The 14,324-nt window shown below is 72.2% G+C and carries 13 protein-coding genes; 7 read left to right on the top strand and 6 right to left on the bottom strand.

Translation table 11 applies throughout. The features are described from left to right. Positions 1-117 precede the first annotated feature (117 nt). Positions 118-1,083 carry a CAF17-like 4Fe-4S cluster assembly/insertion protein YgfZ gene (gene ygfZ / locus ACWCXX_RS08590; protein WP_451125577.1) on the top strand — a complete coding sequence of 322 codons (966 nt, stop codon included), beginning with the start codon at positions 118-120 and terminating at the stop codon, positions 1,081-1,083. A gap of 65 nt (positions 1,084-1,148) precedes the next feature. On the opposite strand, the gene dtd is transcribed toward ygfZ, so the two are convergent. Further along, positions 1,149-1,598 carry a D-aminoacyl-tRNA deacylase gene (dtd, locus tag ACWCXX_RS08585; protein ID WP_451125576.1) on the bottom strand — a complete coding sequence of 150 codons (450 nt, stop codon included), beginning with the start codon at positions 1,596-1,598 and terminating at the stop codon, positions 1,149-1,151. 130 nt (positions 1,599-1,728) lie between these two features. Here dtd and ACWCXX_RS08580 point away from each other — a divergent pair, with 130 nt between their 5' ends. The 5 genes from ACWCXX_RS08580 to ACWCXX_RS08560 all read left to right on the top strand — a co-directional run bounded on the left by ACWCXX_RS08580 (position 1,729) and on the right by ACWCXX_RS08560 (position 6,675). After that, complete coding sequence (locus ACWCXX_RS08580; RefSeq protein WP_451125575.1) at positions 1,729-2,367, top strand: RsiG family protein; 639 nt, start codon at positions 1,729-1,731, stop codon at positions 2,365-2,367. A gap of 46 nt (positions 2,368-2,413) precedes the next feature. Next, the gene (locus ACWCXX_RS08575; RefSeq protein ID WP_451125574.1) at positions 2,414-3,388 is read left to right on the top strand and encodes an asparaginase; all 975 of its coding nucleotides are present in this window, start codon (positions 2,414-2,416) and stop codon (positions 3,386-3,388) included. A gap of 133 nt (positions 3,389-3,521) precedes the next feature. Continuing rightward, positions 3,522-4,772, top strand: a complete 1,251-nt coding sequence (locus ACWCXX_RS08570) for a GNAT family N-acetyltransferase (RefSeq protein WP_451125573.1) — start codon at positions 3,522-3,524, stop codon at positions 4,770-4,772. A gap of 273 nt (positions 4,773-5,045) precedes the next feature. Then, on the top strand, positions 5,046-5,825 hold the full coding sequence (locus ACWCXX_RS08565; protein WP_451125572.1) for a TetR/AcrR family transcriptional regulator: 780 nt from the start codon (positions 5,046-5,048) through the stop codon (positions 5,823-5,825). A gap of 166 nt (positions 5,826-5,991) precedes the next feature. After that, complete coding sequence (locus ACWCXX_RS08560) at positions 5,992-6,675, top strand: TetR/AcrR family transcriptional regulator (RefSeq protein WP_451125571.1); 684 nt, start codon at positions 5,992-5,994, stop codon at positions 6,673-6,675. A gap of 65 nt (positions 6,676-6,740) precedes the next feature. Here the strand turns inward: ACWCXX_RS08560 and ACWCXX_RS08555 are convergent, their stop codons facing one another. The 3 genes from ACWCXX_RS08555 to ACWCXX_RS08545 all read right to left on the bottom strand — a co-directional run bounded on the left by ACWCXX_RS08555 (position 6,741) and on the right by ACWCXX_RS08545 (position 9,639). Beyond that, a complete protein-coding gene (locus ACWCXX_RS08555; RefSeq protein ID WP_451125647.1) occupies positions 6,741-7,202 on the bottom strand; it encodes a DUF2199 domain-containing protein in 462 nt (153 codons plus the stop codon). A gap of 87 nt (positions 7,203-7,289) precedes the next feature. Next, positions 7,290-8,375: a UDP-glucose 4-epimerase GalE gene (gene galE / locus ACWCXX_RS08550; RefSeq protein ID WP_451125570.1), complete on the bottom strand. Its 1,086-nt coding sequence runs from the start codon at positions 8,373-8,375 to the stop codon at positions 7,290-7,292. A 163-nt stretch (positions 8,376-8,538) separates the two neighbouring features. Then, positions 8,539-9,639, bottom strand: coding sequence for a MerR family transcriptional regulator (locus ACWCXX_RS08545; RefSeq protein ID WP_451125569.1), 1,101 nt, complete (start codon positions 9,637-9,639; stop codon positions 8,539-8,541). Between the two features lie 578 nt (positions 9,640-10,217). Between ACWCXX_RS08545 and ACWCXX_RS08540 the strand changes: the two genes are divergently transcribed. Next, a complete protein-coding gene (locus ACWCXX_RS08540) occupies positions 10,218-11,084 on the top strand; it encodes a peptidoglycan-binding protein (protein ID WP_451125646.1) in 867 nt (288 codons plus the stop codon). On the opposite strand, the gene ACWCXX_RS08535 is transcribed toward ACWCXX_RS08540, so the two are convergent. Then, positions 11,023-11,838 carry a DUF3592 domain-containing protein gene (locus tag ACWCXX_RS08535; RefSeq protein ID WP_451125568.1) on the bottom strand — a complete coding sequence of 272 codons (816 nt, stop codon included), beginning with the start codon at positions 11,836-11,838 and terminating at the stop codon, positions 11,023-11,025. The genes ACWCXX_RS08540 and ACWCXX_RS08535 overlap by 62 nt on opposite strands. A 294-nt stretch (positions 11,839-12,132) precedes the next feature. Further along, positions 12,133-14,142: a WD40 repeat domain-containing serine/threonine protein kinase gene (locus ACWCXX_RS08530; protein WP_451125567.1), complete on the bottom strand. Its 2,010-nt coding sequence runs from the start codon at positions 14,140-14,142 to the stop codon at positions 12,133-12,135. Positions 14,143-14,324 lie beyond the last annotated feature (182 nt).

Genomic DNA, 14,324 nt, shown 5'->3' with positions numbered 1-14,324 from the left:
GCTGTGGACCTCCGATCGCCACCACAAGCCACAGACCGCCGATCGCAGACCCCGTAAGCCGCAGACCGCCTACCGCCGCCCGCCGGGCGGTCACGGGCCGCGTCGTACGCTGGTCGCATGAAGAGCCCCCTGCTGTCCCTGCCCGGCGCCGTCCCCGCCGAAGGCCGCGACGAAGGCGTCGCCGCGCACTACGGCGACCTGTTCCGCGAGCAGCGCACCCTCGCCGACGGCTCCGGTCTGGTCGACCTCTCGCACCGCGCCGTCGTCACCGTCACCGGCAGCGACCGACTGGCCTGGCTGCACCTGCTGCTCACCCAGCACGTCAGCGAACTCGCCCCGGGGCAGGCCACCGAGGCCCTGATCCTCACCGCCAACGGGCACATCGAGCACGCCCTCTACCTCGTCGACGACGGCGAGACCGTGTGGATGCACGCCGAGCCGGGAACCCAGGGCGACCTCATCGCCTACCTGGAGTCCATGAAGTTCTTCTACCGGGTCGAAGTCGCCGACCGCACCGAGGACTTCGCCGTGGTGTACCTGCCGGCCGGCTCCATCGCCGAGGTCCCGGACGGTGTGACGGTACGGGAGACGGCGTACGGCCGGGACCTGTTCCTGCCCCGCGCCGACCTGGAGGAGTACGCGGCGGCGCACGGCCCGGTGGCGGGCATCCTGGCGTACGAGGCGCTGCGCGTCGAGGCGCACCGGCCGCGCCTCGGCTTCGAGACCGACCACCGCACCATCCCGCACGAGCTGGGCTGGATCGGCACCGCCGTCCACCTCCAGAAGGGCTGCTACCGGGGCCAGGAGACCGTGGCCCGGGTGCAGAACCTGGGCAAGCCGCCGCGGCGGCTGGTCTTCCTGCACCTCGACGGCAGCGAGGTCGTGCTGCCCGGACACGGCACGCCGGTACGGCTCGCCGCGGACGGTGCCGAGGGGCGGCAGCTGGGCTTCATCACCACGTCCGCCCGCCACCACGAGCTGGGGCCGATCGCGCTGGCCCTGGTCAAGCGGAACGTCGCGGTGGACGCGGAACTGCTCGCGGGGGACACGGCCGCCGCCCAGGAGACGGTCGTCGAGCCGTAGCCCACGAGGGGCCGTGGGGCGGTTCCGCCCGGACCGGACCGGGCCGGGTCCGTCCGGCCGGGCCGTCAGACCTCGACGAGGACGGTGAACGGGCCGTGGTTGGTGAGCGAGACCCGCATGCTCGCCCCGAACCGGCCCGTCTCCACCCGCGCGCCCAGCGCCCGCAGTTGCGCCACGACCTCGTCGACCAGCGGCTCGGCGATCTCGCCGGGCGCCGCGGCGCTCCAGGTGGGCCTGCGGCCCTTCCGGGCGTCCCCGTAGAGAGTGAACTGCGAAATCACCAGAAGTGGTGCATTCACATCGGAGCAGGACTTCTCGCCCTCCAGGATGCGCAGCGACCAGAGCTTGCGGGCGAGCTGCGCCGCTTTCTCCGCGGTGTCCCCGTGCGTGATTCCCACCAGCACACACAGTCCTTCGCCGACGATTTCGCCGACCACCTCGGGCCCGCCCGAGTCCCCCGTTCCGTCGGCCACCGTGACGCTCGCGCCGTCCACCCGCTGAATCACTGCACGCATATGGACCAACCTATCTCGGCCAACCCATCTTGGGCTGAACGGGTACAGAGCATCCACATGGGCCCATCGGAGTGGCACCATGCTCGGGAGGCGGTGTGCCGACGCACCGGTCGAGGGGATGGACACAAGCATGAGCACCTATGGAACCGGGCAGTCCCCCGGCGCCGTACCGGTCGCGCGCAACGGCGCGAGCGCCAGTACCAGCACCAGTACCGCTGCCGGCACCAGCACCATGCGCCCGCCCGTGCAGCGAACCGGCCACGGCCTGGAGGACGGCCTGTCGGCGGGGCAGCAGCCCGAGCTGGGCGCCCTGCGGCTGCCGGAGCTGCGCACGCTGCGCCGCGAGTCCCAGCGCGACGAGGCCGACCTCAGCTATGTACGCCGACTGATCCAGGGGCGGATCGACATCCTGCGGGCCGAGCTGGCCCGGCGGCTGGACCCGGAGGCGCCGGTGGTGGACCGGCTCTCGGAGATCCTCGCCGACACCCCGTCCCGGCACCGTTCCTCCGTCCGGCACGTCACGCTCACCACACCGCGCAGCGACGAGTACCGCCGACTGGCGGCCGAGACGTTCGCCGAGGTCGAGCTCTCCGACCTCGACGCCCGTACGGACGAGGAGCTGCACACCGCGATGGGCCGCCTGATCCGCTACGAGCAGCAGGTCTCCCGGCGCCGTCACCAGCTGCAACGCACATCCGACGATTGCGGCGCCGAGATCGCCCGCAGGTACCGTGACGGTGAAGCACAAGTAGACGACCTGCTCGCCTGAAGCGATCCTTCCGGGGGCGGGTCCCGCCCGTCCCCAGAAGGCCACCATGACCTCCAGCGCCGCTCCGTCCGTCATATCTCCCGCTCTTCCCGTCCTGGCCGAGGTCGTACGGTCCGGCTTCGTGGAGGGCCACCATCGGGGATCGTTGGTCCTCCTGGCGGCCGACGGCAGCGTGGAACGGGTCCTGGGCGACCCGGCGGCGCCGGTCTTCCCGCGCTCCTCGAACAAGCCGATGCAGGCCGCGGCCGTGCTGCGGGCCGGGCTGGACCTGTCGGGGGAGCGGCTGGCCCTGGCCGCCGCCAGCCACTCCGGCGAGGACTTCCACATCGAGCTCGTCCGCACGATGCTCGCCGAGCACGGGCTGGTCCCGGACGACCTGCAGACCCCGCCCGACCTGCCGCTGGACCCGGCGGAGGCGGAGACGTACCTCGCCGCGGGCCGGGTCCGGGAGCGGATCACCATGAACTGCTCCGGCAAGCACGCGGCGATGCTCGCGGCGTGCGCGCGCAACGGCTGGGACCGGGCCTCCTACCTCGACCCCGCGCACCCGCTCCAGCGACTGGTCCACCAGGTCGTGGAGGAGGCGGCGGGCGAGTCCGTCACGGCGGTCGGTACGGACGGGTGCGGGGCGCCGCTGATGGCGATCAGCCTGGTGGGTCTGGCACGGGCCTTCCGGTCGTTCGTGCTGGCGCAGCCGGGGACGGCGGAGCGCCGGGTCGCGGACGCGATGCGGGCCCACCCCGAGTACGTGGCCGGCACCCGCCGCCCCGACACCTGGCTGATGCGGGAGGTGCCGGGCGCGCTCTCCAAGATGGGGGCGGAGGCGGTGCAGGCACTGGCGCTGCCGGACGGCCGGGCGCTGGCCTTCAAGGTCGACGACGGTGCGACGCGGGCGCTCGGCCCGGTGCTGGCCCGGTCGCTGGACCTGCTCGGCATCGACACCCCGGTGGTCTCCCGGATCGCGCACACGCCGCTGTTCGGCGGTGGCGGCGAGGTCGGCGGGATCAGAGCGGCCTTCTGACCGGGCCGCAGCCCGACCGGGCCGCTGCCCGCCCGGCCCGGTCGGAAGGCGTTCGCTCCGGTACCGTCCGTTCCGGTTCGGGGCCGTGGAAAACGGGGCGACATCACGCGAGCGGAGTGCTTAGCGTGGGCCCATGCACCCTGAGGTCCGTACGATCACCGAGTCCGATTTCCCCGACTGGCTGCGTGCCAAGCACGCCGGATTCCTGCAGGAGCCGGTGGCGACGGAACGGGAGGTCTCCGGGCGCCTTCCGCACACCGACCTGGCCCGTACGCAGGGCGCGTTCGACAACGGCCGGTGCGTGGCCACGTTCCGCTCGTTCGCGCAGGAGCTCACGACCGTCGGCGGCGCCGTGGTGCAGGCCGACGCGATCTCCAACGTCACGGTGTCGCCCACCCACCGCCGACGCGGGCTGCTCGGCCGGATGATGGCCGCGGACCTGGCGGCGGCGAAGGAACGCGGCGAGGTGGTCGCCACGCTGATCGCCTCCGAGTACCCGATCTACGGGAGGCACGGCTTCGGCCCGGCGACGTGGACCACCGAGTGGGAGATCGACGTACCGAGGTCGGGCCTCGATCCGCGCTGGTCGGGTCCCGCAGAGCGGGACGGCGGCCGGATCGACCTGGTGAGCGGCTCGGACGTGCGGAAACTGGGCCCGGCCCTCCACGAGCGGCTGCGCGCCCGGCAGCACGGTGCGATCAACCGCGACGCACGCTGGTGGGAGGTGAACACCGGCGAGAACCTGTCCGGGCCCCAGAGCTGGACGGAGCCCTTCTACGCGGTGTACAGCAACGCGGTCGGCGAACCCGAGGGCCTGGTCGTCTACCGCGCCGACGACAAGTGGGGCGACGCCAAGCAGCCGCTGAACCGGGCCACGGTGCACGGGCTGATCGCCGTGACCCCGGCCGCGGAGCGCATGCTCTGGCACTTCGTCTGCTCGATCGACTGGATCACCACGGTCCGCACCGGGTACCGCGCCCCCGACGACCTGCTGCCCCTCCTCCTCCCGGACCCGCGCGCGGCCCGCGTCGTGACCCACGCGGACTGGTTGTGGGTGCGCGTCCTGGACGTCGTACGCGCCCTGGAGGCCCGTACCTATGCCGTGCCCGGCACGCTCGTCCTGGACGTCCACGACGCCTCGGGCCTGTCGGCCGGTCGCTACCGGCTGGAGGGCTCCCCGACCGGAGCGTCCTGTGCCCCGACCACCGTTGAGCCCGACCTCGCCCTGGACGTACGGGAGTTGGGAACGCTCTACCTGGGTGACGAGTCGCCGCTGAGGCTGGCGGCGCTGGGGTGCGTCGAGGAACGCACGCCGGGTGCGGTGGCGTTGGCCGAGGGGATGTTCCGGGCGGCGCGGCGCGCCTGGTGCCCGGACATGTTCTGAGCACCGCCGCGGCCCCTCGGCCGCGGACCCGGGGACGGTGGGCGCGCGGGGAGATCTCCCCGCGCGCCCACGTGCGTGTTACCCCCTGTGGAGCGATGTGGGGGTGGCCGATCTTCGGCAGTGCAAGTACGTTGACCCTGCGTCGAGTTGCACCTTCCTCCCGGTGTCCTGACGAGACGGCCGTGCCGGTTTCTGCCCTGCCGTCCTCGCCCTGACCAGCGCTGCGTACTCATCGCGCGTACCTAGGATGGGTTCGAGGGAAGGTGGGTTCCGGTGACTCAAGCGAAGGTCTCGTCGGGCGGTGCGGATCTGCCGCTCAGTATCGAGGTCGCCTGGGGGCTGCGGGAGCGGCCGGTCAAGGGGCCGAAACCCGGACTGACCCTGGCCCGCATCGTGGAAGCCGCGGTGGCGGTGGCGGCGTCCGAGGGGCTCGGCGGGGTCTCGATGGGAAGGGTCGCCAAGGACCTGGGCGCCTCGACGATGTCGCTCTACCGGTACGTGTCCGCCAAGGACGAGCTGTACGTCCTGATGAAGGAGGCGGCGATGGGCTCGCCGTCCCCGCTGCCCGCGCTGGAGAGCGGCGCCGGCTGGCGGGCGGCGCTCGCGGAGTGGGCCCGTGCGCAGCGCCGGGTGTTCCACCGCAATCTGTGGATGCTCCGCGTCCCGATCCCCGGTCCGCCCGTCAGTCCCAATTTCATCGCCTGGTGGGAGCAGGGGCTCCAGTGCCTGGAGGGCACCGGCCTGGAGGCGGGCGAGAAGACCTCCGTCCTCCTCCTGGTCAACGGGTTCGTGCGGAACGAGGCGTTGCTGATGGGCGACCTCGCCGAGGCCACGGCGGCGCGGGGCGTTCCGGCGCAGGAGGTGACGGACGGGTACCACCGCACCCTGAACCGGCTCGTCGATCCCGTACGCCATCCGTCCCTCTGCCGACTGCTGGAGGCCGGGGCGCCGGGGACGCAGGTCGGGTCCGACCACGAGTTCGACTTCGGGCTGGAACGGCTGCTGGACGGGACCGCGGTCCTGATGGAGACGCGTTCGCGGACCCCGGCATGAGGAGCGGTCCGGCCGGACCTTCCCGGCCGGCCCTTTTCATCCGGGCTTTTCTCTCCCGGACCCTTCTCGTCCAGCCCCTTCTCGTCCTCGTACGGACCCTTGTCGTTCGGCGCCCGTCCGGCTGTCATGGACATCAAGCCCGGTTGAGGTCGGGAGCGTACGCTTCATGGTCATGAACGGAGAGAGGCCCGGTCCGGAACCGGCGGAACACGCGGGCGGTGCGGCGGGCACGGGCGGTGCGGCGATGAGTCTGCGGGAGCGCAAGAAGCAGCTGACGTACCAGGCGGTCTCCGACGCGGCGATCGCGATGTTCCTGGAGCGGGGCTTCGACAAGGTCTCGGTGGCGGAGGTGGCCGCGGCTGCCGACATCTCGAAGCCGACCCTGTTCCGGTACTTCCCGACCAAGGAGGACCTGGCCCTCCACCGGTTCGCCGACCACGAGGACGAGGCGGCCCGCGTGGTCGCCGCCCGCGCGGAGACCGAATCGCCCCTGGACGCCCTGCACCGCCACTTCCTGGCCGGTCTGGAGCGGCGGGACCCGGTGACCGGGCTCTGCGACGTACCCGCGGTGGTGGCGTTCACACGACTGCTGTACGGGACGCCGTCCCTGGTGGCGCGCCTGTTCTCCTACCAGAGCCGTTCGGAGGCGGCGCTCGCCCGTGCGCTGGGCGACGGTACGGGGGACAGGCTGGCCGCGGGCCAGATCATCGCCGTGCTGCGCATCCTGGGGCTGGAGAACTGGCGGCGGATCGACGGCGGGGAGAGCGCGGAGCAGGCGTACGGTCCCGCGGTCGAGGCGGCCGAACTCGCCTTCGCGCAGCTGCGTTCGGGGCTTGAGGCGCGGCGCTAGCGGCTTCCGTCGGCCGTGTCCGGCGGTGGTGAATTCGGGCGGTGGGGTCGGACGGCGGGCCGGGCTCAGGCGTCGAGGTCGTCGGCGTGCAGCACCGCTTCGGCGATCTCCCGGACCCGGTCGCGCGTGATGCCGGTGCGCTGTTCGACGGCGAGCGGGTGGTCGGTGGGTTCCAGCTCGATCCGGGGGCGCAGGCCGATCGGGCGGGTGTGCGCGTTGGTCTTGAGGTTGGTCGTGCGGGGCGAGTACAGCCCCAACTCGGTGCTCAGCCAGCCGAAGTAGGGCTGCTCGGACTCGCGGCCCGGGACCTCCCACAGGTCCAGGGCGCGGGCGAAGTTCTCCCGGCTGAGCGAGACCCAGACACCCCAGGAGAAGGGCTCCGCGCTGCCGAACACGGGTATCTCGATCAGGCCCTTGATGAAGTAGTGCTCGTGTCTGACGATGCACTGCTCGGAGGAGAGCATGCTGTCGGGGTCGCTCTCCAGGCTCGCGTCCCATACGTCGGGGGCCATGGTCGAGTACCCCATCGGGAGTTCCGCGTGGTGTTCGCCGCAGCGGGAGCAGGTGTAGCCGGGGTCGATAGCCATGGCCGGATACTAAGCGCTGTGCCGCGGTCACCGGGTGGTGTGCGGAAGGTCCCGACCGGGCCGGGCGGTGCGTGGAAGGACCTGCTCGGGTCCGGCGGGGTCGCCGAGCACCTTCTCGCGCAGGGCGGCCCACTCCAGGGAGTGGCGGATGCCCTCCGCGAGCGAGTACCGGGGCTGCCACCCCAGCAGCCGCCGCGCCCGGTCGCTCCGGGTGTACGCCCCGGCGGAGTCGCCGGGCCGGGCCTCGGCGTCGACCGCCGGGACGGGGACGTCGATCACGCTGTTGAAGGCGGCCAGGAGTTCACGCACGGTGGTGCCCGTGCCGGTGCCCAGGTTGATGGTGGTGGAGGCGGGGGCGGTGGCAGGTCCGGTTCCGGGGGGCGGCAGGAGGGTGTCGAAGGCGCGGAGCGCGGCCACGTGCGCGGCGGCCAGGTCCCATACGTGGACGTAGTCCCGGATGCCGGAGCCGTCGCACGTCGGGTAGCCGGTCCCGGTGACCCGGAACGGAATCCCTTCCTCCTGCGCCTGGATCATCTTGCCCAGGGCGTGGCTCGGGCGACGCACCTGCAACCCCGTGCGCATCCTCGGGTCCGCGCCGATCGGGTTGAAGTAGCGCAGGGACAGCACCCGCAGCGGCCGGGAGGCGGCGATGTCGGCGAACATCGCCTCGCACATCGCCTTGGTCCGCGCGTACGGGCTCTGCGGGTCGAGGGGTGAGTCCTCGTCGACCGTCAGGTCCTCGGCGGCGGCGTAGATGGAGGCGGACGAGCTGAAGACCATGCGGGTGCAGCCGTTGCGCAGGAGGTGGTCGGTGAACTCCAGGCTCTTGGCCACGTTCGCCCGGTAGTAGCCGACCGGGTCGACGACCGAGTCGGGGACCACGATCAGGGCCGCGCAGTGGACGACGGCGTCGATGTCCGGGTGCTCGGCGAAGACCCGGTCGATCAGGGGGCCGTCCGCGATGTCGCCCTCGTGGAAGGCCCGCCCCGCCGTGAACTCCCGTCTGCCCGTCACCAGGTTGTCGAGGACGACGGGGGTGATGCCCGCGTCCTCGCAGGCGGACGCGACCGTGCTGCCGATGTACCCGGCGCCCCCGGCGATCAGAACCTTCATGCGGTGCCTGCCTCTCTGAAGCCGTCGACCGATCGTAGACCGGGCGGTGCGGGGGCTGTTCGTGCCGGTGCGGGGGCCGTTCGTGCCGGGGCGGCGGTGGGTGCTCCTCCGCTCGCCACATCGTTTCCTCCGGCCCCGGCCCCGGCCCGCACACCTGCTGCAGCTACTGCCACTGCTGTCGTTGCCGCTGTGGGGCCTCCAGTACGTCGGCGACCACGCAGCTGATGTTGTCGGGGCCGCCGGAACGGTTGGCCAGGGAGACGAGTTCGCGTACGGCCCGCTCCGGATCGTCGGTCGTCGTCACGACCCGGCGCAGCTCGTCGGCCGGCACGACGGTGGACAGGCCGTCGGAGCAGAGGAGGTAGCGGTCCCCGGCCCGGACGTCGTGCAGGCGCAGATCGGGCCCGGCGCCGTCCGCCCCGCCCAGGGCCCGGATCAGCAGGGACCGCTGGGGGTGGACGGTGGCCTCCTCCTCGGTGATCCGGCCCTCGTCGACCATCGACTGGACCATGGTGTGGTCGTGGGTGATCCGGAACAGCTCCCCGTCGCGCAGGAGGTAGGCGCGGGAGTCGCCGATGTGGACGAGGGCCAGCTGCGATCCGGTCCACAGCATCGCGGTGAGCGTCGTACCGGCCTCCGCCGCCGCGGAGCCCGCGCCGACGACATCGTGCACGGCCCGTGCGGCCTGTTCGACGGCGGTCTCCAGGACGTTGAGGAGATCGCCCGCCGGGACGCCGTCGGTCTCCAGGCGTTTGAGCGCGTCGACGGCCGCGGCGCCCGCAGAAGCCCCCGCGCTGCCGAAGCCGTCGGCGACGGCGAGCAGGCGGGATCCGGCGTGGACGGTGTCCTGGTTGCTCTCCCGGACCAGGCCCGTGTCGGAGAGCGCGGCGTAACGGAGTTCCAGGGGTTCGGTGATCGGTGACATGGCGGGGTCCTTCCGGGACAGGTGGTCGACGAGGAAGCCGGCCAGGTCCCGCCGCGCGGCGGTGTCTGCCTCGACCCGGGCCCAGAACGCGCGGACCTCCCGGGCCGCCTCGGCCGCCTCCAGGGTGCTGACGTGGCGGATGAGGGCCAGCGGCATTCCCAGGCGGCGGAGCCAGGCGACCAGCCGTGCCCGGTCCAGCTGTTCCGGCGCGTAGAAGCGGTAGCCGGTCAGCGGGTCGACCCGGGCGGGCGGCAGCAGGCCGAGTTCGTCGTAGTGGCGCAGTGCCTTCGGCGACAGCCGGGACGCCTTCGCGAACGCTCCGATGGTCAGCAGTCCCATGGTCCGTGCCTCCTCGTGCGGGGCGCGTCGCCCTGCCTCACCGATGCTGTGGCTTCCCCCAGGGTGAAGGTCAACCGAGGACTTCGAGGATTCCGGGAACTCCGGGAAATCCGGGCCGTGGGTGATGGCCGGGCACCTGCGCGTACCAGCACCGCCCGTACCGTCCGTACCGCCCGTACGTACCGGCACTCCCCCCGCACCGCACCGGCACCGCTCGCACCGCACCGGGCCCACGCCGAAACCGTCAGTGGGTCCCCGGGCCCAGGTCTAAACCATTCTGCGGGCCCACGCGCCGGTGCCGGAAGCCGCTGGTGTGCGCGCGAAGCGAGGGCCCGCCCGTGGTTGTTGCGCCCGGCAGGTAACTGCCACGGAGGTAGAGCCCAGGGCCCTGGAGCACCTTTTCCCCCTCTGGCATGCTCTCGCCAAAACGTGCGTAGCGGCGAGCGGAAACTCAAGGAGGACGGGACATGTGCGAGCAGTGCGGTCCGGCTGACGGCATGACGGAAGAACTGCGGGACCTCCGACCGGCGGGCCCGTCGCGCAGGAAGCTGCTGCTGGGCCTCGGAGCCGGGCTCGGGGTGGCGCTGACGGGCGTACCGGCCCTGACCCCGTCGGCCTCGGCGGCGACACTCATGGACGGCCGGTGGTGCAACCCCGCCCAGGGCTACTTCCCCGCGGGCGGTCACTACGGAGCCTCGCGCGGCGGCTACCCGCACGCGGGCCAGGACGTCACCAACTCGGTGGGCACGGCCGTCTACGCCGCAGCCGCCGGCACCGTGGTACGCCGCGGCACCGGCGTCCTGACCGGGCGCACCGGGAACGGCCTGGTCATCTCGCACGGCAGCGGGCGGTACACCTACTACGGGCACCTCAGCGTGTTCCGGGTCGGGCTCAACGCCAAGGTCTCCGCGGGGCAGCGCATCGCCGACATGGGCGCCACGGGCAACGTGACCGGCCCCCACCTCCACTTCGAGACCCACAGCGGAGGGCTGGGCGCCACGGTCAACCCGGTCTCCTACCTCGCCGCCCGCGGCGTGGACCTGGGCGGCGGCTGGTCGTCCATCAACCCCGGCGCCGTGGGCGAGACCGTGAAGGTCATCCAGTACCTGATGACCCAGCGCGGCACCGCGCTGGCCGCCGACGGCAACTACGGCTCTGTGTCGGTCGGCGCGGTCAAGAAGTTCCAGTCCTCCAAGGGCCTGGTGGCGGACGGCCAGGTCGGTCCGAAGACCTGGGCGAAGCTGGTCTACACGCTCCGGCAGGGCAGCTCCGGATCGCATGTGCGCGCCCTTCAGGTGGCGCTGAACAAGCGCAGTGCGGGCCTCGCCCTCGACGGCAGCTTCGGCTCGGTGACCAACTCCGCCGTCCGCTCCTACCAGAGCGTCAACCGCCTGGTCGTCGACGGCGAGGCGGGCCCGAAGACCTGGGAGACCCTCGTCGGGTGACGCCCCGTCGGGCTTCGAGCGGCCCCGGTCCTGGGTTCGGTCCCGGTGCCGGCTGACGAAGCGACCGCCTGCGGGGCGGAGCCGATCCAACGGTTCCGCCCCGCACGCGTTCCCCCGGTGCCCGGTGCCCGGTCCCCGGCTTACGGCTTCGGCTCGGGGACCGGTCGGGGGCGGGGTACTTGAGAGCCATCGCCCGGGACGCCGCCACTGTCGCCGTCAGCGTGAGCGCCACGAGGGCCGTCCCGACGACGGGGAACGTGAGCCAGGGCCAGGGCGCCGTCGACTTCATGTAACCCACGCGGTTGTCCGGGTCGAGGTACACATGGATGCGGTCACCGACGCGGGTGGACGCGTCGCAGACGTCCCAGGTGCTGAGGAACCGCGTGCTGCCGTCCGGCAGACGGAGCTTGCAGTTGTACTGCTCGCCGGTGCCCGGCGAAGCATCGGTGCGGACGATCTCGACGATCGTCGCGGGCGTCCGTTCGCCGCGCTGGTTCAGCACGGCGTGACCGACACCGAACGCCGCCACGGGCAGCAGGAACATCAGACAGGACCCCAGAGCCACCGTCCACCCGTCCTGCTCCCCGATGAGCATGGGCACCCCCACTGCCACGACGAGGCCCACCAGGAACAGCAACAGTACGAGCAGCGGCCTGCTCTGCATCGTCGCGAGGATCCCCAGCCCGCATCCCGTCACCACCAGCGCCGCGCCGAGACCCAGCACCACCCCCACCGGACGCGGTCGCCGCGCCACCCACCGGCCCACCCGCTGCACAGGATTTCCGGCAGGTGCCCGAGCACCGGCACCGGCATTGGAACCAGCCCCGGCACCAGCACTGGCGTCGGCATCGGCATCCGTCATGCTGCGCCCCCTTCTCACCGGAGCCCCGGCCCCGTCGGCGTAATACCGCACCGGCCCTCCCGTACAGCTGCTTCCCCCGACACCAGCCTCGAACCCCTGTTCCAGGATCCGGTGGCCCGGGTCGGAGCCCCGTCGTCGACCGGGCACAGGCCCTCATGGCCCGAACTCCCCGGGCCGCGGGGGTGCTCAGGTGGTGTGCTCCTGCGGCAGCCGCCACAACGCCACCGTGTCACCGTCGCTCGCGGTGGCCAGCGTGGTGCCGTCCGGGCTGAACGCGACGTCGCTGACGCTGCCGTCGTGGTGGAGCGGATCGCCGATCTGCTCGCCGGTTTCCGGGTTCCACAGTCGTACGGTGCCGTCATGGCCCGCGGTGGCCAGCGTGTCGCCGTCCGGGCTGAAGGCCAGGCCGGAAGCGGACTCGCCGTGGGCGGTGAGGGCGGCGCCGATCTCCGTCCTGGTCTCCACGTCCCAGAGCCGCACGGGGCCGTCATCGCTCGCGCCGGCCAGTGTGGTGCCGTCCGGGCTGAACCGCACGTTCCTGATCGCGTCGCCGTGGCCGTCGAGGGGTTCACCGATCCGCTCCCCGGTCTTCGGGTTCCACAACAGGAGCGAGCCTTCCCTGCTCCCGGCCGCCAGCATGGTGCCGTCCGGGCTGAACGCCAGGGACGTGATGTCGCCGTTGACGGTTCTGATCCGGTCGCCGCTCCTCGGATTCCACAGGCTCACCACTCCGGTGTCCTGGTTCGCGGTGGCCAGCACGGTGCTGTCCGGGTGGAACGCCACCGCGACGACTTCGGGGTCGGCGCATTCGCTGATCAGCTTCCCGGTCTTCGGGTTCCACACCCGCACGCTGCCGTCGTACTGCAGGGTCGAGGCCGCCAGCATGGTGCCGTCGGGGCTGAACGCCACGTTGTACACGTTGCCGACCTGGCGAAGGGGGCGGCCGATGCGCTCGCCGGTCCTCGGGTTCCACCGGAGGACCGGAGCGGTGTTGCCCCCGGCGGCCAGGATGCTGCCGTCGGGGCTGAACCCCACTTCCAGGGCGCCGTCGGTACGAAAAGTCCGGTCGGGGGAGGCCTCGCCGTCGTACAGGACCGCGATGCCGGTGCCCAGGGCGATCGCGCAGAGAACGGCGGTTCCGGCCAGGAGCACACGGGTGCGCGTCCGGCGGGCGGGCAGGAGCAGCCGCGTACTGAGCCACCGGGTCGCCTGCCGCCCGCCGTCGCTGCCACCACCGTCAGTACCACCGCCACCGCCACCGTCACCACTGGCACCGTCATCGGCGGCCGGTGGCGGTGGTTCGGTGGAGCCCTCGGGTTCTCGCTCCTCGGGTCCTCGCTCCTCGGCTTTCTCCGGGCGTGCCGCCGTGGAGCCGGGTGCCGGTCCGGCCGGGGCAGGGGCCAGGGCGGTGACGTCGGGCCGTTCGCCGGGGTCCTTGGCCAGCATCCGCGCCACCAGGTCCGCCAGTTCCCGGGGAACGTCCGGCCGTACCGCGTCCAGCCGGGGAGGGGAGGCCTCGACGTGCCGGCGCATGAGGGCGTAGGGCGATTGGGCGGCGGAGAACGGCGTGTCTCCGGTGAGGAGTTCGAAGAGGACGGTGCCGAGGGCGTAGATGTCGGCAGGCGCTTCCACGGCCCGCCCCTGGCACTGCTCGGGCGACATGTAGGGCAGCGTCCCCAGGACCACGCCGCTGGTGGTCAGCGCGTCGGAGGCGTCCGCGCTGCGGGCGATGCCGAAGTCGCAGATCTTGATCCGGTCGCCCTGCTGCACGAACAGGTTGGCCGGCTTCAGGTCGCGGTGCACGACACCGACGCGGTGAGCCGCGGCGAGGGCGTCGGCGATCTGACGGAAGAGGTCCAGCACGCGCTCGACGGGCAGGCCGTCGGGATGGTCGGTCATGACCCGGGCCAGGTCCTGGCCCTGGAGGAGTTCCATGACGATGTAGAGGTGACCGCCATGGCTGCCGGCATCGTGCACCACGGTGATTCCCGGGTGCTGGAGCCTGGCGAGCAACGCCGCTTCCCTGCCGAAGCGGCGCACCGACGTCGCCCCGGACCCGGCGGACAGGAGCTTGATCGCGACCTCGCGCTGCAGCACGGACGTGTCCTGGCCGTGCCAGACCTCGCCCATGCCGCCACGCGCGATCAACCGCCGCAGCTCGTACCGGTCGGCGAGCACCACTCCGGCAAGATCCACCTCGCCCCCACCTCGAATCCCGACCCCTGTCCGCCGGCCGGTCGGTCAGCCGGTCAGTCGCCAAGTCTGCTCAGCAGTCTGCCAGTTGCTCTTGAGCGGCGTGACAACTTCAGTGACCGTGAGGCATCTGTCCCGGCGCCGGACACCGATACGGCACTCGGCATGAGCGGGACGCAGTGACG

This window comes from Streptomyces sp. NPDC001732 (assembly GCF_053596315.1).
The sequence above is the reverse complement of the archived record's forward strand: the minus strand, read 5'-3'. Positions and strand labels throughout refer to the sequence as shown.

Excerpts from the sequence above, each read along its gene's own strand:
- ygfZ (WP_451125577.1), top strand. The coding sequence starts at position 118 with ATGAAGAGCCCCCTGCTGTCCCTGCCCGGCGCCGTCCCCGCCGAAGGC.
- dtd (WP_451125576.1), bottom strand. The coding sequence starts at position 1,598 with ATGCGTGCAGTGATTCAGCGGGTGGACGGCGCGAGCGTCACGGTGGCC.
- ACWCXX_RS08580 (WP_451125575.1), top strand. The coding sequence starts at position 1,729 with ATGAGCACCTATGGAACCGGGCAGTCCCCCGGCGCCGTACCGGTCGCG.
- ACWCXX_RS08575 (WP_451125574.1), top strand. The coding sequence starts at position 2,414 with ATGACCTCCAGCGCCGCTCCGTCCGTCATATCTCCCGCTCTTCCCGTC.
- ACWCXX_RS08570 (WP_451125573.1), top strand. The coding sequence starts at position 3,522 with ATGCACCCTGAGGTCCGTACGATCACCGAGTCCGATTTCCCCGACTGG.
- ACWCXX_RS08560 (WP_451125571.1), top strand. The coding sequence starts at position 5,992 with ATGGTCATGAACGGAGAGAGGCCCGGTCCGGAACCGGCGGAACACGCG.
- ACWCXX_RS08555 (WP_451125647.1), bottom strand. The coding sequence starts at position 7,202 with ATGGGGTACTCGACCATGGCCCCCGACGTATGGGACGCGAGCCTGGAG.
- galE (WP_451125570.1), bottom strand. The coding sequence starts at position 8,375 with ATGAAGGTTCTGATCGCCGGGGGCGCCGGGTACATCGGCAGCACGGTC.
- ACWCXX_RS08545 (WP_451125569.1), bottom strand. The coding sequence starts at position 9,639 with ATGGGACTGCTGACCATCGGAGCGTTCGCGAAGGCGTCCCGGCTGTCG.